This is a genomic window from Pontibacter populi (assembly GCF_019336435.1).
GTDB classification, from domain to species: domain Bacteria; phylum Bacteroidota; class Bacteroidia; order Cytophagales; family Hymenobacteraceae; genus Pontibacter; species Pontibacter humidus.
The window spans coordinates 1,259,694-1,282,152 of record NZ_JAHWXQ010000001.1 but is presented as its reverse complement, the minus strand read 5'-3'; the positions used below and the strand labels follow the sequence as shown (position 1 = coordinate 1,282,152).

Sequence of the window (22,459 nt, the reverse complement as noted above, 5' to 3'; positions counted from 1 at the left end):
TTTTGTAAATAAAACAGGTCTTGCTTATAACAAACACCTTATAAGTACTGTAACTAAACCAAACTATAGCAACACTTTATGGAAGTAAATGCCACATTCTGGATAGGGTTCAACGTATTTGTGCTGCTTATGCTCGCACTCGACCTAGGCGTTTTTAACCGGAAGGCGCATGTCGTGTCGGTAAAAGAAGCATTAACCTGGTCGGGTGTGTGGATCAGTCTTGCCTTAACTTTTAACGGGCTAATTTATTACTGGTTTGGAGAGGCAAAAGCAGTTGAATTCCTGACAGGTTACCTTATCGAGAAGTCGTTGAGTATAGACAACATATTCGTGTTTGTGCTTGTTTTCGGCTATTTCAAGATACCTGCCATTTACCAGCATAAGATCCTGTTCTGGGGTATTCTGGGTGCGTTGGTCATGAGGATCATCTTTATTTTCGCCGGTGTCGCTCTTATCCAGAAGTTTCACTGGAGCGTCTACATTTTCGGCGTCTTCCTGATCTATACCGGCTATAAAATGTTTACGGAGAAGGGTGCAGCCATAGATCCGGAAAACAACCCGGTAATAAAATTCTTCAGAAGGATAATGCCGGTTACCAATCAATTACACGGTGATAAATTCTTTGTAATGCAGGACGGCAAGCGGTTTGCAACCCCGCTTTTCCTGGTGCTGATATTGATCGAAGCCACTGACCTTATTTTCGCAGTAGATAGTATTCCGGCTATACTTGCCATCACGCAGGATCAGTTTATAGTTTATACGTCAAACGTGTTTGCTATTCTGGGTCTGCGCTCGCTGTATTTTGCCCTTGCCCACGTAGTAGACCGCTTTGTTTACCTGTCGTACGGACTGGCCATTATACTCGTATTTGTAGGGTTGAAAATGGTTATGGTTGATATTTACAAGATCCCTACGTTTATATCCTTGCTCGTAATTGCGCTGATCCTGATAACGAGTATCGTGTTGTCTTTTATAAAAACCAGAAAGGACAATAGAATAAACAGCGAGGGCAATCAGAACATTTAGCATATATACCTTTTGATATAAATCTGGCGGCAGCGTAACCTAGAGTTATAGTTGCCGCCAGATTTTTTTATTGCCTTTAACTATAGTTTGGCAGACTTCTTTGGAATGCCATCAACTAACATTGAAACTGTCATCTCGACGAAAGGAGATATCTGTTTAAAACACTACCTGGTATAGCTTAAACAAATTTCTCACGCTGTTCGAAATGACAACATAGAAAAAGCTGCCCTCAACTATAGTAGTTTGGCAGACTTTAGTAAATCCATAGTTGAAACTTTATAGTTTGAGATTCCGGCATAAAAGCAAAAAGCTACCGAAGTAGCTTTTTATAATTAAGGAGTAGCTATAGTTCAACTATAAACCTACCCGGCATTTGACGTTCCTTTCAGCGCTTCAGCTACTGTTTCTTTCATAGGCGTGGTCGGATGGCCGATAAGTTTGGATAGCTGGCGGCTATCGTCATACAAATCACCTTTTGATGCGGAAACATCCCAGCCGGCAATAGCTTGTGCCAGACCTTCTGGTAAACCAAAACCGGCAAGCGCTGAGGCATAATCGGCTTCAGGTAAGTTTTTGTACGGGATATCTTTACCAGTTTGGCGCGATATCTCTGCAGCCAGGTCGTTAAGCGTATAAGCTTCGTCGCCGGCCAGTTCGTAAATTTTTCCTTCCTGACCTTGCCCGGTTAAAACAGCAACTGCCGCATCAGCAAAGTCTTCGCGCGAGGCGGATGAGATTTTGCCATCGCCGGCACTACCAATAAAAGCGCCACCGGCAATTGCGCCTGGTATAGAGCCTGCATAGTTTTCGGTATACCAACCGTTTCTGAGGATAGTGTGCGGAATACCGGATTGCTTCAGTTCTGCTTCTGTCTGGCGATGCTCCTCTGCCAGGCTCAACGACGACGTATCGGCGTGCAACAGGCTGGTATAAACGATCCATTTTACGCCGGCTTTCTTTGCTGCTTCAATTACATTGTGGTGCTGCGTGGCACGTTGCCCTACTTCACTCGATGAGATCAGCAGCAGCGCGTCAATACCTTCCAGTGCGCTGTTCAGTGTTTCCGGCTTCGCATAATCAGCTTCGCGCACCGTTACGCCTAAGTCTGCGCCTTTTTGCTGCGAGCGTGCAAGTGCCACTATGTTATCTGCCGACACTTTATTTTTGAGCTTGCTAACTACAAGCCGGCCAAGCTGCCCTGTGGCTCCGGTTATTCCTATCTTCATGTTGTTTAATAATTTAGGTTGTCGATTTTATTGATTACGATATTCTTAAACAACAGGCAACCGCTGAGAAGGTTATCAAACTATAGTTATCGGCTCTATAGCAGCATTCGGCCATTTGTGGTCATAGTTGGCTGTATAGTTTCCTGAAACCTTCTTACCTTTCCGCTGTTCTTAAAACCACACGTATAAACAGAAAACAACAGAACTATAGCTTATGAAAATCGCGAAAGACCCATCAGAATATAACGTACTTACCCCGGAAGAAGCCCGTATTATAGTTAACAAAGGAACAGAATACCCAGGCACCGGCGAATACTATACCCATAAGGCAGAAGGGGTTTACCTGTGCCGCCGTTGCAATGCACCACTTTATACTTCAGAATACAAGTTTGAGTCGAGCTGCGGCTGGCCGAGTTTTGATGATGAGATAAGCGGAGCTGTGAAGCGCATTCCGGATGCCGATGGCCGCCGTACCGAAATTGTGTGCGCCAACTGCGATGCGCACCTGGGCCACGTGTTCGAAGGCGAATACCTGACACCAAAAAACATCCGCCACTGCGTAAACTCACTCTCAATGAAGTTTGTACCGGTGGAAGAGCTGGAAAAGTAAGTGTAATTCTATCCTGCGTAAATCAATTATACATGCCGCGAGCGTCCTCGCTTATGTCGAACTATAGTTGGGCCCCTGGCCAAGTCGAACTACAAACTCAGTATTATAGTAAGACACGGGTTGCAAACTCGCGCCAGCGAATTAAAAAGGGCAAATCTATAGTTGAGTTACGTTAGAGGATAAGTCCCCTTTGAAGGGGCAGGGGATGACAAACCAGATTGACTTTTAGATGAAATTCGTACGGAACCAGAAGATCAACCCAAGCGAGAGCGAACTGCAAAACGGCTTCTATACCTGCTCTGATTGCGGACAGGTTTTGTTTGAGGCAAAATATAAATTTGAAGTTGGCTCCGGCTTCCCGAGCTTCTGGGAACAGGTAGACGAAAATGTGGCACATAATCCGCTGGATACATATGGGCGGGAGCGAATACAGTTGTTGTGCAGCCAGTGTAAGCAGCACTTAGGCCATTTGTTTGATGATGCTCGTACACCAACCAAAGTGCGCTACTGCATAAATGCAGATGCGCTAAACTATAAACTATAGCTTACTTAAGAACACAGATCAATGGAAATAGCAACATTCGGTAATGGATGCTTCTGGTGCACAGAGGCGGTTTTTCAACAGTTAAAAGGTGTGGAAAAAGTAGAGTCGGGCTATGCAGGCGGCCATGTGGAAAACCCGACTTACGAGCAGGTTTGCAGCGCTACCACCGGCCACGCAGAGGTGCTCCAGATAACCTACGATCCAGAACAGATAACCTATGATGAGTTACTTCAGGTTTTCTGGGAAACCCACGACCCGACTACACTAAACCGCCAGGGCAACGATGTTGGCCCACAGTACCGTTCTGTAGTTTTCTATCATAACGAAGAGCAAAAGCAGCTTGCTGAAAAGTATAAACTGGCCTTAGACGAATCCGGCGCTTTCGATGATCCGATCGTGACAACTATAGAACCGCTCACCAACTATTACCCCGCCGAGAAATATCATCAGGATTACTTTCTGAGAAACGGCAGCCAGCCTTATTGCGCTTTTGTAGTTCGCCCCAAAGTTGATAAGTTCAGGAAAGTATTTAAAGACAAGCTAAAACCGGAGTACAGTTGATTTTCGTTTTTCGTGTTTGGTGTTTGGTGTTTCGGGTTTATCTTGTCAGCATCAGGCATTCGTAATTCTTAATTTATAATTCGTAATTGATTGGACAGCTACTTCAAGAAGCGCTACAACAGTTTTAAGTTTGCCTTACAGGGTCTGAACTCGGCTGTACGTTCGGAGCCGCACATGCGCCTGCATGTGCTGTCAGCTATTGGGGTTATAGTTGCCGGTTTCCTGTTTGATGTTACCAAAACGGAATGGTGCCTGCTGGCCGGGAGTATTGGTCTGGTCATTACTGCTGAGATCTTCAACACCTCTATCGAAACACTTACTAACCTGGTTTCGCCGCAGCACAACCCACTGGCCGGCAAAACCAAAGACCTGGCCGCAGCGGCTGTTCTGGTGACTGCTATCACGGCAGCTATAGTTGGGCTTATCATTTTCACCCCTTACGTGCTGGACCTGCTGAACGCTCAGTAGCCAACTATAGCCGTTAAACACCTTTAGCTATAGTTTATCCGTACTTCTTTATTCAGAATTAAAATGGTTACCTTTGCAGCCGCTTCAAAAAACGGATATGTATACAACGCTGACCCGCATCTTAACTATAGCTTTGTTTTGCCTGGCTGTATCCTGCAAACCAACTGATACACCTGAGACAACAACAAATCCACAGGCTCCCTGGTTAACCAACCTGATACAGCAACTGGAGCAGGAAGCTCCTGCCAATCCGCCTGCTAAAATTTACCGCTATACTTATAACAACCTGGAAGTATACTACCTGACAGGCCGCTGCTGCGATATCCCTAGTAAACTGTTTGATAAGGATGGAAACCAGCTTTGCGCACCGGATGGCGGCATAACCGGAAAAGGAGATGGCCGCTGCCCCGACTTTTTTGAGAAGCGCACAAACGCAACTATAATTTGGGAAGATAAACGCGAAAGCTAATTTAGAAATGACAGGAAACGACGTACTAAAGAACTTATCAGAATATAACATCTGGGCGGACCAGACTATGCTGGATGTTTTCAGCAGCTTACCGAGCGTACCAAACAATGCGGCCCGCTTAATGAGCCACGCCCTGAACGCACAGGCCATCTGGATTGCCCGCATTACCGGCACACAAAGCCCGGTAAAAGTATGGCAGGAGCATAACCTGGAGCAATTAAAGGAGCTGCACAAATCAGCATCTTATAAAATTGCCGAACTGGTAGCCAATTCCGATGAAGCTGAGTTTAACCGCCTGATAGATTATACCAACAGCCAGGGAAACAAGTACAGCACCCGCGTACTGGATATTTTAACGCATGCCTTTAACCATGCTACTTACCACCGCGCCCAGGTTGCCACCGACCTGCGTAAAAACGGCCATACACCACCAAACACTGATTACGTGACCTACGTGCGCGAGCTGATGGGCCAGGTGTACTAAGGGAAAAACTACTTTTGTAAAGACAACTATAGTTTAACCGCCCTGAGCCTCCATGAAGTAGGGATGTTTCGTTCTAAGAAAAAGTGTTAAGAATATACTGTCATTCAGTAAAGAAACTTGGTGGAAGGGAGGTTTAGCTTTCTCTACTTGCCACCAAGATCCTTTCAGGATGACAAAAAAAGAGAATAAAACGGCCCAGCTCTCCGGAGGGGTTAAGGGTGGGTTTTTCCTTATTGCAAACACTACTATAGACAAATAAAAAGGAGCTCCAGGTGGAGCTCCTTTTTACATGGAGGGGTTCACAAATTAATTATCTATAGTTGATACCGGTTTTTATGCCGGCTCAATTTTCGTTATTCAGGCAGTTTTACAGTTCCAAGGTCTTTTATGGCATTCTGAGATACTACTACATTTGTTATAGTTGTATCATGCGCAGCACCTTCGGTATAAAACTTTACAGAGTACGTACCAGCCGGCACACCTTTGATCAGGAAGTTACCTTCGTCGTTGGCAAAACCGCCCAGTGTATCGTTTGCTGAAGAGATCACATAAATACCCGGCTTGTACTCGGCAGGAGTTACCATGCCTTTAATACCACCCGCAACAGCCTGCGAAATCACTCGGATAACTGGCTTTAAGTTATAACCACCGTTACCTTTCGCTACTACAGACTTAGCTGCATCAAAGTCAAGCAGCATGACATAGGTTACATCGGACTCCAGTTTGGCATTTACCGATAACTTAACGCCCGAAGTTTGTCCGCTTGGTGTTTTAAGGTCGATTACTTCACCGCTTTTCAGCTTCACAGTATTTTCGTCGCCCAGTATAAGTCTGATCTGAGAAATTGTTCCGGCAGGTAGTTCGGCGCTGGCAAGCAATGTATCACGGCCATTGGCAAAGTCAAGCAGGTTATAGATACCCGGGTGGATTTCATCCAGTGTTACCCAACCTTCTTCGCTGTCTGTATTCTCTCTGTGCACCTGCACCGATTCAATTTCAATATTCACCTCTTCATAATCGCCGGGCGCATCTGTCATGCGTACCTGCAGTTGGGAAGTACCGCTTCCTTCAGAGTCCGTGTCGCTGTCGCATGAGCTAAAGCCAAAAATAAGACCGCTTAACAGGAACGGGATAATCAGTTTTCTTTTCATAATTATTGTATTTAAAAGTTATGGCTCAAATATCTAGTGTAAAGATGAAGACAACATGAAGATTTAAACTGATGTTTTTTTACCTTTTGAGCCGGCGCATTCCAAAAGCTCTGCGAGCCATTGTAGGGTTAGAACGCTGATAACCGCAGGAAATTACGTAAGCCTATATATGAAAGATGCCTGAAGTGGGTGCTTCAGGCATCTTTCTTTAAATACAACAATAATATATTATAGTACTACCACAAATTGCATTATTTAGTACCGGTTTTTGTCGTGTCGGTTGGTGTTACAACAGGTTTAGTAGCCGGCTTGGTCTTTGGTTTCAGGAAATCAGAGATCTTGTCGGTCGCTTGTTTCTTTATATTCTGCTCCGCCTCTTTCCGTTTCTTCTCCAGTTCCTCACGGGCTTTCTGTTCTGCTTCCTGCTTTCTGCGGTTCAGTTCATTTCTGATGCTGTCTTCTGCCTGGGCCTTACGCTGGTCCAGTTTTAGTTTCGCATCATCCAGTTTACTTTGTACCGCCTCTTTTACCAGGTTAGATGCCTGCTCTTTTACGCTGCCACCCGCCAGGCTCACTTTAGGGTCGGCCAGCGTGCCGCCAACTTTCAGGTTCAGGGTTACACGCTCTGCTGCTTTTAACTGGTTACCGCCAACCATACCAGCCAACCGGGAGTTTATTTCCTTGCCAACTTTACCGGTCGGAACATTAATGGCAGTTAAATAATCTATTTGCCCGTTCACGTTGTTACTACCGCCCACGGTCATCTGCATATCACCTACTTTCAGGTCGAATGGTTTAATTACCAGGCTACCATCTATAATCTGCGCATCGATTATCTTGTTCTCGATCACAAAGCTTTTCAATTCGTCGAGGCGCGTTAAAGAACTGATCTTGTCAACTATCTTCACATCGCTAACGGCAGCTTTCAATACCTTTATTATACCACCGCCATCCAGGGTCTTGAATACCGGCGTCATATCCGGAGCCATCTCGCCGGCAAAGTTAAATTTAGTGTTAAAAGTACCGTCCAGCAACCCGGCAATAGGAGCAAGGGCTTTTATCGTGTTAAAGGCCGAGAACGCCTGCTTAAAGTTCAGGTTCTGTATATCAAGAGCCATATCGAACAGTGGCTTTGTCAGATCCTGCGTATTGTAGCTTCCGTTTGTGGCAAAAGTAGCTCCCAAGGTATTAAAGGTTACTTTGTCCAGCTTCGCGATCTTATCCTTCACCAACACCTTACCGGTTATATTATTAAGCGTCAGGTTATCGTAAAGCACTTTTTTGGCATTCACGTTCAGGGCAATGTCCAGGTTAGCCGGTATTTCTACCACGCCTTCGGCTTCGGTGCTGGCAACAGGCTCGCCGGTCTCTTCCACCATCCATTCGTTCACGTCAAAGGTATTGGAGCTCAGGTTAAAGTTACCGCGCAGGCTCTGGTTATCGGCTAAGGCATAACCCAGGTAATTCGAGATACTACCGTTTGCCTGTATATCGCTCTTGCCTAAATAACCACTCATGTTCTTTAGCTCGATGCGCTCATTGTTGAACACGGCATCGGCTTTACTGATCTTGATGCCCTGCGGCAGGTCGGTGCTCACAAAGTTCAGGTTGGTAATGCCCATCGTACCGTTCGCCGACACATTATTATACTTCTCTGCTTCAATGTCGCTGAGTTTACCTTTGGCCGCCACGTTCGCATTTATCCTTCCGGAAACCGTCATACCTTCCTGCGGGAAAATCTTGGTCAGTTTGGTCAGGTCAAGGATACCTTTAATATCAAAATCGAACGACGGCTTATCGATACCGGCAATCAGGGCACGGCCTGAAAGTGGTTCGCCATCCAGGGTCATGTTAAAGTTGTCTATATTAATACGGGTATCGTCGGTGTTGCCTGTTTTGTTAAGGATGTTGGTTACCATGTTCAGGTTCTCGATCGGAGCCGGGAAATCCTTGGACTTTACATAACCATTGGTCAGGCGCATATCAGCGTCAATTACCGGCATGCTGGTTTTGGAGTAAACACCTTTGGCATCGGCATCTACCTTTAATAAACCACGCAGTGTCATCCCTTCAATCGGGAACACTTTGGTCATTTCGGTCAGGTCGATGCTTGCTTTTACGTTGCCATCCAGTTTCATCGGCTCCAGGCCTTCTACCAGCATTTTAGCATCTACCGGGTTTTTACCCAAATCAAGGTGCAGCTGCCGCACATCTATAGTTGTGTTGTTCGGGTTGCCATCTTTGTTATCGATGCGCATATCTACGTTTATGTTCTGGGCAGCCTGCGGCAGGTCAGGGTATTTAAAGTAACCATTGATGATCTTCAGCTCCGTCCCAAAGCCTGGCATCAGGGTATCGATCATGCGGCCTTTAAAATAGCCATCAAAGCTTAGCTTACCTTCTGTTTTAATATCCTTGAACTGCTCGGTATACATACCGGGCACTACCGAGAGCACATTTTTGAAATCTGTTTCCGTCGCTTTAAAGGTAAGGTCAAAGTCCATGGCCTCGTCGGGCATCAGTATAGTTCCGGCAAACTGGAAAGGCAATTCGTTAACTCTGATATTATTGTCTTTAAATGTATACAGCGATTTGTTCAGGTCCATCGCCATTGTTACATCAGCATTCAGCTTCCCGTTCTCTATATAGTTTACCCCATCGTAGGTCATGGTAAAGCGGTCTGATGTTGTCTGAGATTTCATGTCAAACACATCTTTGGCAAAGTCGCCGGAGCCGGTGTGGTTAACATTGTAAGCGGCCATACCAAACGGAATGCTCAGATCATCATAGAAGAGTGTTCCGTTGTTTACATCCCATTTTTTTATGCCTATTTTAAAATCGCTGGCGGTAGTATCTGCTAGGGTAAGAGCAGCCGTGTCAGGTTTCATAATGTCCCAGTTCGCTTTGCCGCTCTTTAAAACTATAAGCCTGATCTTAGGCTCGTCCATCGTAATGGAATTTATTTCCAGCTCGTCGCCGGCAATTACGCTCATCAGGTCCAGGCCCATCCGGAAAGAAGGGATCTGCGCCAGGGTATCAGTCGCAAATGAATCTATACCAACTATAGCCAGGTTCTCGACACCCAGCGATATATCCGGAAAATCGCGGAACAGCGACAGGCTTACATCGTCGGTCTGGTAAAGTACGTTTGCATTAATATTCTTTGCTATCTCTTTGTCCAGGGTCTGTTTGATTTTATCTTTGAACAGAACAGGCACTAAAGCCGCTACGGCCAGCAGCACTGCCAGAAAAACAAAGAAGCCAATAACTACTTTTTTCATATGGGTCAGGTAAGGGTATCTTGTTATAAATGTGTATCCTGCAAATGTATAGCCAAAACTATGCAAAACTTTAAAGGCAAGGTATAGTTAGCTGTAATTTTTAAGAGTTGCCTGTTTTGACTTACTTTAAAGCATGTTTTCAAAAAAACGGATTTTGTGTATAGTTGCCAGTCTGTGGTGCTTTGTTGCCACGGCACAGGATGTGCATTATTCGCAACAGTACGCCAACCGTTTATACCTGAACCCTGCTTTTGCCGGCTTAAACCACGACTGGAGCGTAACTGTAAGTCACCGTACGCAATGGCCGGCCCTTAACGGAGCCTTTATAACCAACCAGGTTGCTGCAGACTTATTGCTTCCGAATACAAAAAGTGCAATTAGTTTAACTCTGCAGCAGGACAAGGCCGGCATTGGCGGATTACAAAAACTGGCTGCCTCGGCCGGGTACGCGTACCACACTCCTTTAACCGAAGGCATTGCCTTATCCGCAGGTTTGCAGGCTACGGTTGCCTCGATGCGTATAAACTTTGATAACCTTGTTTTTGGCGATCAGCTAAGCAATAATGGCCAGACAGCTGTTACATCTGCTGAAGTAAACACCTTTGAGCCAACACAGTATATGAGTTTTGCTACCGGCCTGCTGGTTTATACAGATCAACTATGGCTGGGCCTTACTGCTGCGCATCTTAACAAGCCGGCTTACGGGTTCGGAGAAAAAACTTCCCTGCCAATGCGTTTTACGGCAAACACTGGCTACAAATTTTACGTTAGCAGCTACCGGACAAACGCTGGAGCAGGAGAATTCAGCATATCGCCGACGGCAACCTTTACACATCAGGAAAATTTTAATCAACTGGATGCAGGTTTATACACTAATTACACACCTGTTACGTTAGGATTATTATATAAAGGAGTACCGGTAACAGGCGGCTCAAACCAGGAGCAGGCACTTGCCGTAATAGCAGGGCTGCAGCTTAACCAGGTAAAAGTAGGGTTTAGCCACGACGTTGGAATAAGCGATTTTTACCGGCAAAGCGGTGGTGCAACTGAAATTTCTATTGTTTTTGAACGACTTGATACAAATAAAGTGTTTCGAAGCCGCTCACGGTCAAAAATAAGCAGACGCATTGTTTGTCCGGAAATCTAATTTTAGTTATAATTGCACATTAAACTACGTTACAAGAACCTTATCTTAATTGGGTGCTATTTTATGAAATTTGCTAAGTATTTATCGGCAATGGTTTTGGGAGGCTTACTCCTTACTGCCTGCAATAGAGGAGGGAATCCTACCAGCACAAACCCGGGTGATTATAGTTCCGCTACAGGTATAGAGTATGGCGAGGATGAAAAAGCCTTTGCTGTAGAAGATTACGCTGATATTCAGGGTGGTCCGGGACTTATCTTTATTGAAGGTGGCCGTACTGTATTAGGTTCTATGGAAGAGGATGTTGCCATGACGCGCGATAATATCGAGCGTACTGTAACGGTTGCTTCTTTTTATATGGACGAAACTGAAGTAGCTAACATTCACTGGCTGGAGTACCTGCACTATATTAAGCAGGATTCAGTTCCGGAAGTATACCAGGCTGCCCTGCCGGATACTACTGTTTGGGAGCGTCAGTTATCTTTTAACGACCCTTATGTAACGTATTACCTGCGTTATCCTGGTTTCCGCTTCTTCCCGGTTGTGGGTGTAAGCTGGTTACAGGCTAACAACTATGCTATCTGGCGTACTGCCAAGGTAAACGAAAACCTGGCTAAGGAAGCTACCGGTGGCCGTGGCGGTAAAAGAGGCCTTTTCGGAAGAAAGAAAGGCGCTGAAGATGCACCTGCTGAAGGCGAAAAACCATCAATCGAATCTGGCTATGTATTGCCGAACTACCGTCTCCCAACAGAGGCTGAGTGGGAATATGCAGCACAGGCTATGATCGGTACACAATACTCTGAAGACGAAAACCAGAACCACCGCAGAATGTACCCTTGGGACGGACACCAGGTTCGTAACCCGTATGGCAAGCAAATGGGTAAGTTTATGGCTAACTTTAAGCGTGGCCGTGGTGACTATGCCGGTATTGCCGGAGCCCTGAACGATGGTGCTATGATCACAGATTATATCTATGCTTATCCGCCAAACGACTTCGGTCTGTACAACATGGCTGGTAACGTGAACGAGTGGGTACAGGATGTTTACCGTCCGCTTTCTTACGAAGATGTAGAAGACCTGAACCCGTTCCGTAGAGATGGTTTCCTGGATGAGAAAGAAAACTATGCTAACGCTGATACCAAAGATTTCCACTCCCTGATTAACGACGAAGTTCGCGTTTACAAAGGTGGTTCATGGAAAGACGTAGCGTACTGGTTATCTCCGGGTACACGCCGTTTTATGACACAGGATTCATCAACAGCAACAATCGGTTTCCGTTGTGCTATGATCAACGCTGGATCTAACAAATAATAAAGTTTACCTAACTATAGTTTTAAAGCCCGGACCAACCATCCGGGCTTTATATTTTATATACACCTATGAAAGAAGAAACAACCGAGCACGCACAGATTATAGTTAAAAGCTATAGCGATATGTTTGAGCAGGAAATTGAAGAAACACTCTGGGCTTTTGTGCTGGATAAGGAAAACAGACTTTACCAGATCGACAGCATCCCGTTCTATACTTCGCTGATTGCCTCAAACGATATTGTGTTTGCAGACATTGATCCGACAACCAAACAGCTGGTTTACCAGAAAACAGTTAGCTACTCAGGCCATTCCACGATACAGGTTGTGCTGAACGATGAAACTATAGCGATGGACACCATCCGTGACATCTTCAGTAAAATGCATTGTGTGTCGGAGCAGGTAAACGAAGACTTCTTTGTGCTGGATATACCGGAAGATGTAGACTATACGCAGGTAAAAGCAGAGCTGGACAAGCTGGAAGCAGAAGAGAAAATAGAATATGCTGAGCCGAGCCTTTCGGATGTGCACCGAAAACAAACCTCAGCCGAATAAACTACAGATCAGGCAGCAGCTATAGTTACAATACTTACTTCAGCTGCTCCTGCATTTAACACAGCAACCGCGCAGGCTTCTAGTGTTGCGCCCGTTGTCAGTACATCATCCACTATAAGGACTCGTTTAGCTTTTACTTCTTCGGGTTTAGTTACTTCAAAAACCTGCTCCACGTTGTGCCAGCGGTTTAACCGGTCTTTGTGCGTTTGCGTGCTGGTATTTATAGTTCTGACCAGTACATTAGCCTTTGCCGGGACCTCCAAAGTTTCAGCCAAGCCCCTCGCAAAATAGTCTGACTGGTTATAGCCGCGCTTACGAAGCTTATGTTTATGCAGCGGCACGGGAACTATAAGGTCAAACTGCTCCTGATAGTGGTACTCTTTAAGTAAACTGCCATAGCGCTGTCCCAGATACTCACCCAGGTCTTTCGCTCCTTTATATTTTAACTGGTGCAAAAGCCGCTGCACACGCCCCCTCGACCTGAAGTACAAATAAGAAAACGCAAACCTGACCGGCACCTTACCCCAGAACCGTCGCTGTAACGGGTTTCGCTCTGTAGCCCCATGCTCATGAAAATCGGTGTAAGGGAGCTTAACGTTACATTCTGTACAGATGTAACGCTCACCTTTCACCATGGCCCCAGCACAGGCAAAGCAGCTCTCCGGGAAAAATAACGCCAGCAGATCCTGAAACATAGTAGGGGCTTAGTAGTTAAGGTTTTGTTATTTTTTTGCCGTAATTTTATAACTATAGTTAAGCTATTTCAGCTAATCAATTTACAACAATGAGCCAAGTAGAAGAATTCAACGAATACCGCACGCGCATGAACGAGCGCATCATGTCATACGACAATAAAGTGATCAAACGCTTCTTTAACTTAGATACAAACACATACGCAGAAGGAGCACTTGATGTAAAAACCAAAGAAATGCTGGGCCTGGTTGCCTCCATGGTTTTGCGTTGCGACGATTGCATAAAATACCACCTGGGTAAAAGCTTTGAAGAAGGCGTTACCGACGAAGAAGTATTTGAAATATTTTCAATTGCTAACTTGGTAGGTGGTTCCATTGTGATCCCACACTTCCGGAGAGCCGTGGAATATTGGGAAGAACTGAAAGCACAAAAAGCTTAAATCATTGTTGGTTGTTAATTGTTGATTGCTGTTAAACTATAGCCACGATCAACAATTAACAACCAACGATCATCAATCAAAATGATAGAAGAATCAGATAACCTAGAACATAGATGGACACAGCTTCGGGCTTTTATGATGAAGCAATTCGGTAAGAAGCCTGACCTGAACGCGATCCTATTCCTGATTGGAATTCAGGAACTCGGTAAGGGAATTACAGAGTTTACCAAAGAAGAAAAACAGGATCTGATGCACATTGCCACCTGTAAAGTATTCAGCCTTTCGGGTTACTACGAACTGGAAAAGGTAGACGAAGATGGCTGGCCTCATTACCGCGCTGTTAAAGCCTTGCCATTCGCTAACCTGAAAGAACAGGAAAAAATGCTGAAATGGCACATCCTGGAATATTTTACGCAGGCAGATCAACTATAAATTTTAGACGAAGGAATTTTGGCAAGCGACAAAGGACTTATAGTTAAGAGTCATTTGTTAATCAGTCTTTCGTCAAATAGTCAAAGCATAAAATGAAGATTATTACTTACAACGTTAACGGCATTCGTGCTGCTATCAGCAAAGGCTTCCAGGACTGGGTAAAAGCTGCAAACCCCGATGTACTTTGCCTGCAGGAAATAAAGGCTGACGAATCGAAGTTTGACCGTGCCATTTTCGAAGACTTAGGTTACAACGTGTACCTGCATCCGGCTGTAAAAAAAGGCTATAGTGGCGTGGCTATACTTTCAAAATCAAAACCGAACCACGTCGAGATCGGCTGTGGTATGGATTGCTATGATTTTGAAGGCCGTGTTATTCGCGCTGATTACGACGATTATTCGGTAATGAGCGTATACATGCCTTCCGGTTCAAGCGGGGAGGAGCGTCAGGGCTTTAAGTTTCAGTGGATGGATGATTTCTATGGGTACATGGGCGATCTGAAACAAACACTGCCCGGCCTTGTAGTAAGTGGCGACTATAATATCTGCCATCAGCCGATAGATATTCATAACCCGAAATCGAATGCGAAGAGTTCGGGATTTTTACCGGAAGAACGCAGTTGGTTAGGCAGGTTTATAGAAAGCGGTTTTGTAGATTCGTTCAGACACTTTAATAAGGAGCCACACAATTATACCTGGTGGAGTTACCGCGCCGGCGCACGCAACAAAAATCTTGGCTGGCGTATTGATTACAACATGACCACAGCAAACCTGCAGGACAGGCTGAAGCGGGCAGCTATCCTTACCGAAGCCAAACACTCTGACCACTGCCCTGTGCTACTGGAAATAGAGTAGAGGAGACATACGAAAAGTTCGAATTTTATAGTTATACTTGAGAGCACCTAATTTTATACTTTATAGTTTCATATACAGGTAATTAGGTGCTCTTGCTTTATGTATAGCTGTAACCGCTCTAATCGGTTAGCGTTATAGTAACAAACACCTATGAAACAACAGGATGCACTTACCCAACTGATGCATCAGCTGCAGGAGTTCAAGAAGAAATTCTACCTGAACCTGTTGCTGCGGGGTAGCTTGTTTGCTATCGGCATGTTGCTTTCTATTTACATCATCTATAGTTTACTCGAGTACGTCTTTTATTTCCCTCAGGCAGTACGCGCAATCCTTCTCTTTTCTTTTATAGGCATCATTATCTATGCTTTCGTGCGCTGGATCGCGATGCCCGTTGCAGCTTTAGCTAACCTGAGTAAGATCTTATCGGATGAACAGGCGGCTTTAAAAGTAGGTAACTATTACCCTGAAATAAAAGACAAGTTACTGAATGCCATTCAATTAAATAACCTGGATAGAACAAACGAGCTGATAGCGGCCAGCATAAACCAGCGCTCTGGCCAGTTACTGCAATTCAGGTTTAAAGATGCTGTTACCTACAAAGAGAACAAACCGATCCTGAAATATGTAGCGCTGCCGGCTATCGTTGCACTGCTCATAGCGTTGGTGTATCCAGCCATTTTTGTTCAGGGCACTGAGCGTATCATCAACTATAAAACAGCTTACGCACCAGTAGCTCCGTTTACTTTCGAAGTACAGAATAAGGAATTACAAACTTTCCGGGGCGAAGATTTTGTTCTGAAAGTAGCCATAGAAGGGGAGGCCTTACCAAAAGAAGTATTCATCAACTATAACGGTCGCCGGCAACTGTTGCAAAAAGCGGCAGATGGCAACTATAGTTATACCTTTAAACAACCACTTAAATCAATAGATTTTGAACTGGAAGGCTCCGGCTTTATGTCGGATATGTATACTTTAGAAACGCTTTCGCGCCCGAACCTGAAAGACTTTGAGTTGCAGGTACAGTACCCTGCTTACCTGAACCGCAAACCGGAACTGATTCAGAATACCGGAAACGCAACCGTACCAGAAGGCAGCACGCTCACGTGGAACTTCAAAGCATCCGAAACCGAAACTATAAACTTATCCTTCGACAATCCTGCCCAGCAACTTAAAGCTTCAAAAACAGACAATAGCTTCACAGCCAGCAAGAAGATCAGCGAGAGCCAGAACTATAGTATTAAACTCAAAAATAAGTACAGCGCCAACAAAGAGGATATCAAATACCAGATCACAGCTATTGCAGATAAACATCCACAGATCACCTTAGAGCAGTTCCAGGATACGGCGCTTTATACTTATTTAGTGTTAGGTGGCGATGTGGCAGACGACTATGGCTTGTCACGGTTAGCAATTCATTACCGCATCAGTAAGCAGGATAACCCGAAAGCTGGCTATAAAACGATAGCTCTCCCACTTGCTCCCCGGCAGCTTAGCCAGGCTTATTACTACCAATGGAATACAGCTGGCCTGAACATGCAGCCCGGCGATAAGCTGGAATACTTTGTGCAGGTCTGGGATAACGATGGCTTACATGGACCAAAGAAAGCCCGTACCCGCACCTTCGAGTTAAAAGTACCAAGCAAACGTGAACTGGAGAAAGAGCTGAACAGCAACGCCCAATCGGTAGGCAGCCAGATAAGCAAGACACTGGAGAAAGCAAACAAACTTCAGGATGAACTGGCAAAAAATGAGGAGAAGCTAAAAACTAAGCGCGACCTGAATTGGCAGGATAAGAAACAGCTGGAAGACCTGGTAGAAAAGAAAAAGCAACTGGAGCAGGACCTGGCCGCTATGAAGGAAATGTTTAACGAGCTGAACAAAAAGCAGAACATGCTTAGCGAGCAGGACAAGCAACTGGCCGAAAAAGCACAGGAACTGCAAAAGCTCATGAACGACCTGCTCGATCCGGAGACCAAGAAACTTTACGAAGAACTGGAAAAGCTGCTACAGGAAAAACAAGCCAACGACCCGGAACTACAGAAGCTGCTGAGCAAACTCGATAACCGCGAAAAGAACCTGGAGCGTGAATTGGAGCGGGCACTGGAGCTTTTCAAGCAACTGCAGTTCGAGCAAAAACTGGATAACATTACCGAGAAGCTTGAGGACATGGCCAAAGAGCAGGAGAAACTTGCTGAAAAAACAGAACAGAAGCAGGAGGGCAACGAGCAATTACAGCAGGAGCAGAAAGAACTCCAGGAACAGTTTGAAGAAGTGAAGAAGCAAATGGATGAGCTGAAAGAGCTGAACGAAAAGTTGGAGAACCCGAATTCTATGGATGAGCAACAGCAGGAGCAGGGTGAGCAGCAGATCGAGCAGAACATGGAGCAAAGCCAGCAGCAACTCCAAAAACAGCAGAATAAAAAAGCCAGCGATAGTCAGCAGAAAGCCGGAAAGCAGATGAAGCAAATGGCCCAGCAAATGGACCAGATGATGAACTCCATGAGTATGGCTGGCATGGAACAGAACCTCGACAACCTGCGCGATATACTGGAGAACCTGATCAAGCTTTCTTTTGACCAGGAAGCTGTCATGAAGTCTTTCCGTAGCGTTAACCAAAGCGATCCTCGTTTCATTGCACTGTCGCAGGAGCAGCTAAATCTCCGCGATAATGCCAAGGTAATTGAAGACAGTCTGTTCTCACTATCTAAAAAGGTATTCCAGATACAATCGTTTGTGACCCGCGAAGTGGCTGCTATGAACCAGAGCATGGACAACAGCATGCAGGAGCTTCGGGATAGAAATGTAAGTAAAGCCACGGCGCAACAACAACTTGCCATGACCAGTATGAATAATTTGGCCCTGATGCTGAACGATGCTTTGAAGCAAATGCAACAGGCTATGCAGAACATGCAGGGTGGAATGGCCGGAAAACAGAAGGGAAATCAGAAAAAACCAGGCGGTTTAGGCGAAATGCAGGACGCTTTGAATAAAAAAATAGAAGATTTGAAAAAAGGTGGCAAATCAGGTAAGGCACTGTCTGAAGAATTAGCTAAATTAGCTGCTGAGCAGGAGGCTCTCCGGAACGCCCTTCGCGAGATGGAGAAACAAGGCGGCAAACCAGGTGAAAAAGGCAAACAGGGCGAACTGGGAAATATTAGCCGCATGATGGAACAAAGCGAGACTGATCTCGTTAATAAACGGTTAACTGAGCAAACGGTCATGCGGCAACGTGAGATCCTAACCCGGTTACTGGAAGCAGAAAGGTCAATGAAAGAGCGGGAGCTGGACAATAAACGCGAAGCTAAAACCGCACAAGACATTGCACGTAAACTTCCACCATCGTTTGAGAAGTACCTTAGAGCAAAAGAGAAACAGACTGAATTACTTAAAACTATACCACCGGCTTTGTCACCATACTATAAGCAAAAGGTAAATGAGTATTTTCAGAACTCAAAATTTTAGAAAAGCACCTAATAGTTTACATACCTAAGATTAATATGAATCAAGTTAAAATTCAGATTCCTTCCTTAATCGAAAACATCCGCGTAATTGAAAGTTTTATAGACAACTCCAAGGAAGAATTCGAGTTTGAAGATGATATCTATGGCAACATTATGGTTGCTGTGACAGAGTCTGTGAATAACGCTATCCGACACGGCAATAAGTTTGATAAAGACAAGAACGTTTATCTTACCTTACAAGTGGAGCAGAACCAGCTTTTATTTGAAGTTGAAGATGAAGGCCCTGGCTTTGATTACCAGAACCTGCCAGACCCAACTGCTCCTGAAAACCTGGAGAACCCGGGTGGCCGTGGCATTTTCCTGATGCGCAACCTTTGCGATGAAGTTAACTTCCTGGATAACGGCAAAAAGGTACAATTGAAATTTAATATCGAAATGCATCAGAATGGATCATCCAATTGAGTTTTATAGCGAAGACGTAGAGTTTTCGCTATCGAACCCGGAGCAAGTAGCTGATTGGATTGCAACTGTTATTGATCAGCACGATGTTGAGCTGGCTGGTCTTACCTACATCTTCTGTTCTGACGATTACCTGCACCAGATAAATGTAGAATACTTAGATCACGATACCCTTACAGATATTATCACTTTTGACAATGCCGATGAAGAAGGTATAGTTGAAAGTGATATTTTCGTTAGTATAGATCGCGTTAAAGACAACGCAGAAACTTTAGGCATACCTTTCCAGGACGAACTTCACCGCGTTCTTATTCATGGCGTGTTGCACTTGCTCGGTTACAAAGACAAAACTGAAGAGCAGGAAGCACTTATGCGCAAACAAGAAGATTCTTGTTTATCTTTGCGAAAATTTTAATCGCAAAAAAGGAATTACCAATCTACAGATGATGTTTCACGTGAAACATCTCTAAATTCAGAAATACATGTTTCCAGAATACGATATTATAGTTGTAGGGGCAGGCCACGCAGGTTGCGAGGCCGCTGCTGCAGCTGCAAAAATGGGTTCAAAGGTTTTATTGGCAACCATGAACATGAACACGATTGCGCAAATGTCATGTAACCCGGCTATGGGTGGCGTGGCAAAAGGCCAGATCGTACGTGAAGTTGATGCACTTGGCGGTATGAGTGGTATCATTACCGACCAAACCATGATCCAGTTTAGGATGCTTAACAAGTCTAAAGGTCCTGCTATGTGGAGCCCGCGCGCGCAAAGCGACCGCATGCGTTTTGCTGAAGCCTGGCGCCTGACTCTGGAGCAAACAGAGAACGTTGACTTCTGGCAAGAGATGGTTACCGGCATAGAAGTAGAGCAAGGGAGAGCTGTTGGAGTACGCACCAGCCTGGGGATAACTATACGCTCAAAGGCCGTAGTTTTAACGAACGGTACTTTTTTGAATGGTATTATCCACATCGGGGAACGCCAGTTGGGCGGTGGTAGAGCTGCTGAAAAATCAGCCAAAGGGTTAACTGAACAGCTGGTTGAGTTAGGTTTTGAAGCTGGCCGCATGAAAACCGGAACACCTCCGCGTGTAGATGGCCGCTCGCTGGACTATAGCCGTATGGAAGAACAGTTCGGAGATGAGAACCCATCAAAATTCTCTTACACCGAAACGACCCCGCTAGCGCAGCAGCGCAGTTGCTATATAACTTATACCAACTCTGAAGTTCACGAGATCCTTAAGACCGGTTTCGAAAAGTCTCCAATGTTCCAGGGTCGTATCCAAGGATTAGGTCCGCGTTACTGCCCTAGCATTGAAGATAAGATCAATCGTTTTGCTGACCGTGACCGCCACCAGATTTTTGTGGAGCCGGAAGGATGGAGCACGGTAGAAGTATATGTAAATGGTTTCTCCAGTTCACTGCCTGAAGATGTGCAATTAAAAGCCTTACGCAAGATCGTAGGTTTTGAAAACGCAAAAATGTTCCGTCCGGGTTATGCAATTGAGTACGACTTCTTCCCACCTACGCAGCTGAACCTGACACTGGAAACCAAGCTGGTAGAGAACCTGTATTTTGCTGGCCAGATAAACGGAACAACCGGTTATGAGGAAGCCGCATGCCAGGGATTGATGGCAGGTATAAATGCACATAACAAGATAAACGAAAAAGCTCCGTTCGTATTAAAGAGATCAGAGGCATACATTGGTGTATTGATCGATGACCTGGTAAACAAAGGTACCGAAGAGCCATACCGTATGTTTACATCGCGTGCTGAGCACCGCATCTTACTTCGCCAGGATAACGCTGATATACGCTTGACAAGGCTTGGGTATGAACTAGGTCTGGCTGACGAGAGCAGATTAAAAACTGTGGAAAAGAAGATAGCCGAAACAGCCGAAATCATCGCTTACTTAAATAACAAGCCGATCGAGCCCGGAGATATCAACAGCATGCTCGAAGAAATAGGCTCCGCGCCAATTGTAGAAAAGCAGCGTGCCGGGCAGTTGATTAAGCGCCCGAATATAGAGATACAACATATTGCTGCAGCAGTACCTGCCATTAAAGAATATTTGAGTAAGTTTAAACCTGATAGTGTAGAGCAGGCCGAAATTGCCGTTAAGTATGAAAGCTACATCGAGAAAGAATACACGATGGCTGCGAAAATGGGCGAACTCGAAAACTATATTATAAAAGACAGAATCAACTACCGTAACATACCGGCATTATCAGCGGAAGCGAAAGAGAAACTGCTAAAGGTACAGCCTGAAACTATAGGCCAGGCATCCAGAATTAGTGGCGTTTCTCCGGCTGATATTTCGGTACTGATGGTATACCTGGGAAAATAAATGAGCTACGAAAGACTGGAGCAATGCCCGATCTGCGGCAAAGAAGAATTCAAAAACTTTTTAGTAGTAACAGATAATTCGGTTTCGAAGGAAAGCTTTGTGATCGTGGAGTGCGAGAACTGTACATTCAAGTTCACCAACCCGCGGCCTGATATTGAAAGTATAGGCAGCTATTACGAATCGGAAGAATATATCTCGCATAGCAACACTAAAACCGGAATTATAAACCGGGCCTACCATGTGGTACGCTCAATTACAACCAAGCAGAAAGTAGAACTTATAAACCGCTATGCCCCTGCCAAAGGATCTATCTTAGATTATGGATGCGGGACAGGTGTATTTCTGACTGCCTGCAAAAAAGATGGCTGGAAAGTACAGGGCGTAGAACCAAACGATAAGGCCAGAGAACTGGCAGCAGAATCGGCGGGCACAACTATAGCTACAGATCTGGGTGAGGTGGCAAATGAAAAGTTTAATGTGATTACGCTCTGGCATGTGCTGGAACATATCCATACGTTAAACGAAACTATAAGCCAGCTGATCTCGCATCTAACCGAAGATGGTGTACTTATAGTTGCGGTGCCGAATGCAGACTCGCATGATGCAAAGCAGTATAAAGAAAACTGGGCAGCTTACGATGTGCCACGCCATTTATACCACTTCACGCAGCCAACCATGAAACGCTTCCTGAAGAGACATAAGATGCAACTGGAAGAAGTGCTGCCTATGAAGTTCGACGCTTACTATGTAAGCATGCTAAGTGAAAAGCATAAAGAAGGTAAAACCAAAATGATCAGCAGTGTGCTGAACGGGTATAAATCGAATAGCTATGCGGAGAAAAATGGTAACGATTATTCGAGCCTGATCTTTGTAGCGAAACGTAAATAAGAATTGAAAGCATTGTGCATAACCGGAAAAGAAGGCAAGCGAAAGTTTGCCTATTTTCATTT

22 protein-coding genes are annotated in these 22,459 nt (G+C 45.0%); 18 read left to right on the top strand and 4 right to left on the bottom strand.

Annotated features, from left to right (window positions below; all coding sequences use genetic code 11):
• Positions 1 to 78 precede the first annotated feature (78 nt).
• Complete coding sequence (locus KYK27_RS05555; RefSeq protein WP_199108985.1) at positions 79 to 1,026, top strand: TerC family protein; 948 nt, start codon at positions 79 to 81, stop codon at positions 1,024 to 1,026.
• A gap of 362 nt (positions 1,027 to 1,388) precedes the next feature.
• On the opposite strand, the gene KYK27_RS05550 is transcribed toward KYK27_RS05555, so the two are convergent.
• Positions 1,389 to 2,252, bottom strand: a complete 864-nt coding sequence (locus KYK27_RS05550; RefSeq protein ID WP_199108984.1) for an SDR family oxidoreductase — start codon at positions 2,250 to 2,252, stop codon at positions 1,389 to 1,391.
• A gap of 214 nt (positions 2,253 to 2,466) precedes the next feature.
• Between KYK27_RS05550 and KYK27_RS05545 the strand changes: the two genes are divergently transcribed.
• The 6 genes from KYK27_RS05545 to KYK27_RS05520 all read left to right on the top strand — a co-directional run bounded on the left by KYK27_RS05545 (position 2,467) and on the right by KYK27_RS05520 (position 5,388).
• Positions 2,467 to 2,862, top strand: a complete 396-nt coding sequence (locus tag KYK27_RS05545) for a methionine-R-sulfoxide reductase (RefSeq protein ID WP_199108983.1) — start codon at positions 2,467 to 2,469, stop codon at positions 2,860 to 2,862.
• 229 nt (positions 2,863 to 3,091) lie between these two features.
• Complete coding sequence (locus tag KYK27_RS05540) at positions 3,092 to 3,406, top strand: peptide-methionine (R)-S-oxide reductase (protein WP_199108982.1); 315 nt, start codon at positions 3,092 to 3,094, stop codon at positions 3,404 to 3,406.
• Between the two features lie 21 nt (positions 3,407 to 3,427).
• Positions 3,428 to 3,967: a peptide-methionine (S)-S-oxide reductase MsrA gene (gene msrA / locus KYK27_RS05535; RefSeq protein WP_199108981.1), complete on the top strand. Its 540-nt coding sequence runs from the start codon at positions 3,428 to 3,430 to the stop codon at positions 3,965 to 3,967.
• A 90-nt stretch (positions 3,968 to 4,057) separates the two neighbouring features.
• Complete coding sequence (locus KYK27_RS05530) at positions 4,058 to 4,435, top strand: diacylglycerol kinase family protein (protein ID WP_199108980.1); 378 nt, start codon at positions 4,058 to 4,060, stop codon at positions 4,433 to 4,435.
• 97 nt (positions 4,436 to 4,532) lie between these two features.
• A complete protein-coding gene (locus KYK27_RS05525; RefSeq protein WP_233150258.1) occupies positions 4,533 to 4,904 on the top strand; it encodes a DUF6970 domain-containing protein in 372 nt (123 codons plus the stop codon).
• A gap of 7 nt (positions 4,905 to 4,911) precedes the next feature.
• Entirely contained in the window at positions 4,912 to 5,388 is a 477-nt protein-coding gene (locus tag KYK27_RS05520; protein WP_199108979.1) for a DinB family protein, read from the top strand.
• 353 nt (positions 5,389 to 5,741) lie between these two features.
• Here KYK27_RS05520 and KYK27_RS05515 read toward each other — a convergent pair whose 3' ends face one another.
• Together KYK27_RS05515 and KYK27_RS05510 are read right to left on the bottom strand one after the other, a co-directional pair.
• Positions 5,742 to 6,539 carry a DUF4382 domain-containing protein gene (locus tag KYK27_RS05515; protein ID WP_199108978.1) on the bottom strand — a complete coding sequence of 266 codons (798 nt, stop codon included), beginning with the start codon at positions 6,537 to 6,539 and terminating at the stop codon, positions 5,742 to 5,744.
• Positions 6,540 to 6,790: 251 nt separating this feature from the next.
• Complete coding sequence (locus KYK27_RS05510) at positions 6,791 to 9,820, bottom strand: AsmA-like C-terminal region-containing protein (protein WP_199108977.1); 3,030 nt, start codon at positions 9,818 to 9,820, stop codon at positions 6,791 to 6,793.
• Between the two features lie 133 nt (positions 9,821 to 9,953).
• On the opposite strand from KYK27_RS05510, the gene KYK27_RS05505 reads away from it, so the two are divergent.
• From KYK27_RS05505 to KYK27_RS05495, 3 genes are all read left to right on the top strand, one after another.
• On the top strand, positions 9,954 to 10,967 hold the full coding sequence (locus tag KYK27_RS05505) for a PorP/SprF family type IX secretion system membrane protein (protein WP_199108976.1): 1,014 nt from the start codon (positions 9,954 to 9,956) through the stop codon (positions 10,965 to 10,967).
• 63 nt (positions 10,968 to 11,030) lie between these two features.
• The gene (gldJ, locus tag KYK27_RS05500; RefSeq protein ID WP_199108975.1) at positions 11,031 to 12,275 is read left to right on the top strand and encodes a gliding motility lipoprotein GldJ; all 1,245 of its coding nucleotides are present in this window, start codon (positions 11,031 to 11,033) and stop codon (positions 12,273 to 12,275) included.
• Positions 12,276 to 12,343: 68 nt separating this feature from the next.
• Positions 12,344 to 12,826 (top strand): DUF4265 domain-containing protein, encoded by a 483-nt coding sequence (locus KYK27_RS05495; RefSeq protein WP_199108974.1) that lies wholly within the window; start codon positions 12,344 to 12,346, stop codon positions 12,824 to 12,826.
• Between the two features lie 8 nt (positions 12,827 to 12,834).
• On the opposite strand, the gene KYK27_RS05490 is transcribed toward KYK27_RS05495, so the two are convergent.
• Positions 12,835 to 13,521: a ComF family protein gene (locus KYK27_RS05490; RefSeq protein ID WP_233150257.1), complete on the bottom strand. Its 687-nt coding sequence runs from the start codon at positions 13,519 to 13,521 to the stop codon at positions 12,835 to 12,837.
• Positions 13,522 to 13,610: 89 nt separating this feature from the next.
• On the opposite strand from KYK27_RS05490, the gene KYK27_RS05485 reads away from it, so the two are divergent.
• The 8 genes from KYK27_RS05485 (at position 13,611) to KYK27_RS05450 (ending at position 22,397) form a co-directional block, all read left to right on the top strand.
• Positions 13,611 to 13,958, top strand: a complete 348-nt coding sequence (locus KYK27_RS05485) for a carboxymuconolactone decarboxylase family protein (protein WP_199108973.1) — start codon at positions 13,611 to 13,613, stop codon at positions 13,956 to 13,958.
• A gap of 81 nt (positions 13,959 to 14,039) precedes the next feature.
• A complete protein-coding gene (locus KYK27_RS05480) occupies positions 14,040 to 14,390 on the top strand; it encodes a hypothetical protein (protein WP_162428100.1) in 351 nt (116 codons plus the stop codon).
• A 92-nt stretch (positions 14,391 to 14,482) separates the two neighbouring features.
• Positions 14,483 to 15,244, top strand: coding sequence for an exodeoxyribonuclease III (locus KYK27_RS05475; protein WP_199108972.1), 762 nt, complete (start codon positions 14,483 to 14,485; stop codon positions 15,242 to 15,244).
• Between the two features lie 150 nt (positions 15,245 to 15,394).
• Positions 15,395 to 18,706 (top strand): DUF4175 family protein, encoded by a 3,312-nt coding sequence (locus KYK27_RS05470; protein ID WP_199108971.1) that lies wholly within the window; start codon positions 15,395 to 15,397, stop codon positions 18,704 to 18,706.
• A gap of 35 nt (positions 18,707 to 18,741) precedes the next feature.
• Complete coding sequence (locus tag KYK27_RS05465) at positions 18,742 to 19,167, top strand: ATP-binding protein (RefSeq protein WP_199108970.1); 426 nt, start codon at positions 18,742 to 18,744, stop codon at positions 19,165 to 19,167.
• Entirely contained in the window at positions 19,151 to 19,579 is a 429-nt protein-coding gene (gene ybeY / locus KYK27_RS05460; RefSeq protein ID WP_199108969.1) for an rRNA maturation RNase YbeY, read from the top strand. The genes KYK27_RS05465 and ybeY overlap by 17 nt, the downstream gene beginning before the upstream one ends.
• Before the next feature lie 67 nt (positions 19,580 to 19,646).
• Entirely contained in the window at positions 19,647 to 21,509 is a 1,863-nt protein-coding gene (gene mnmG / locus KYK27_RS05455) for a tRNA uridine-5-carboxymethylaminomethyl(34) synthesis enzyme MnmG (RefSeq protein ID WP_199108968.1), read from the top strand.
• A complete protein-coding gene (locus KYK27_RS05450; protein WP_199108967.1) occupies positions 21,510 to 22,397 on the top strand; it encodes a class I SAM-dependent methyltransferase in 888 nt (295 codons plus the stop codon).
• Positions 22,398 to 22,459: the final 62 nt, after the last annotated feature.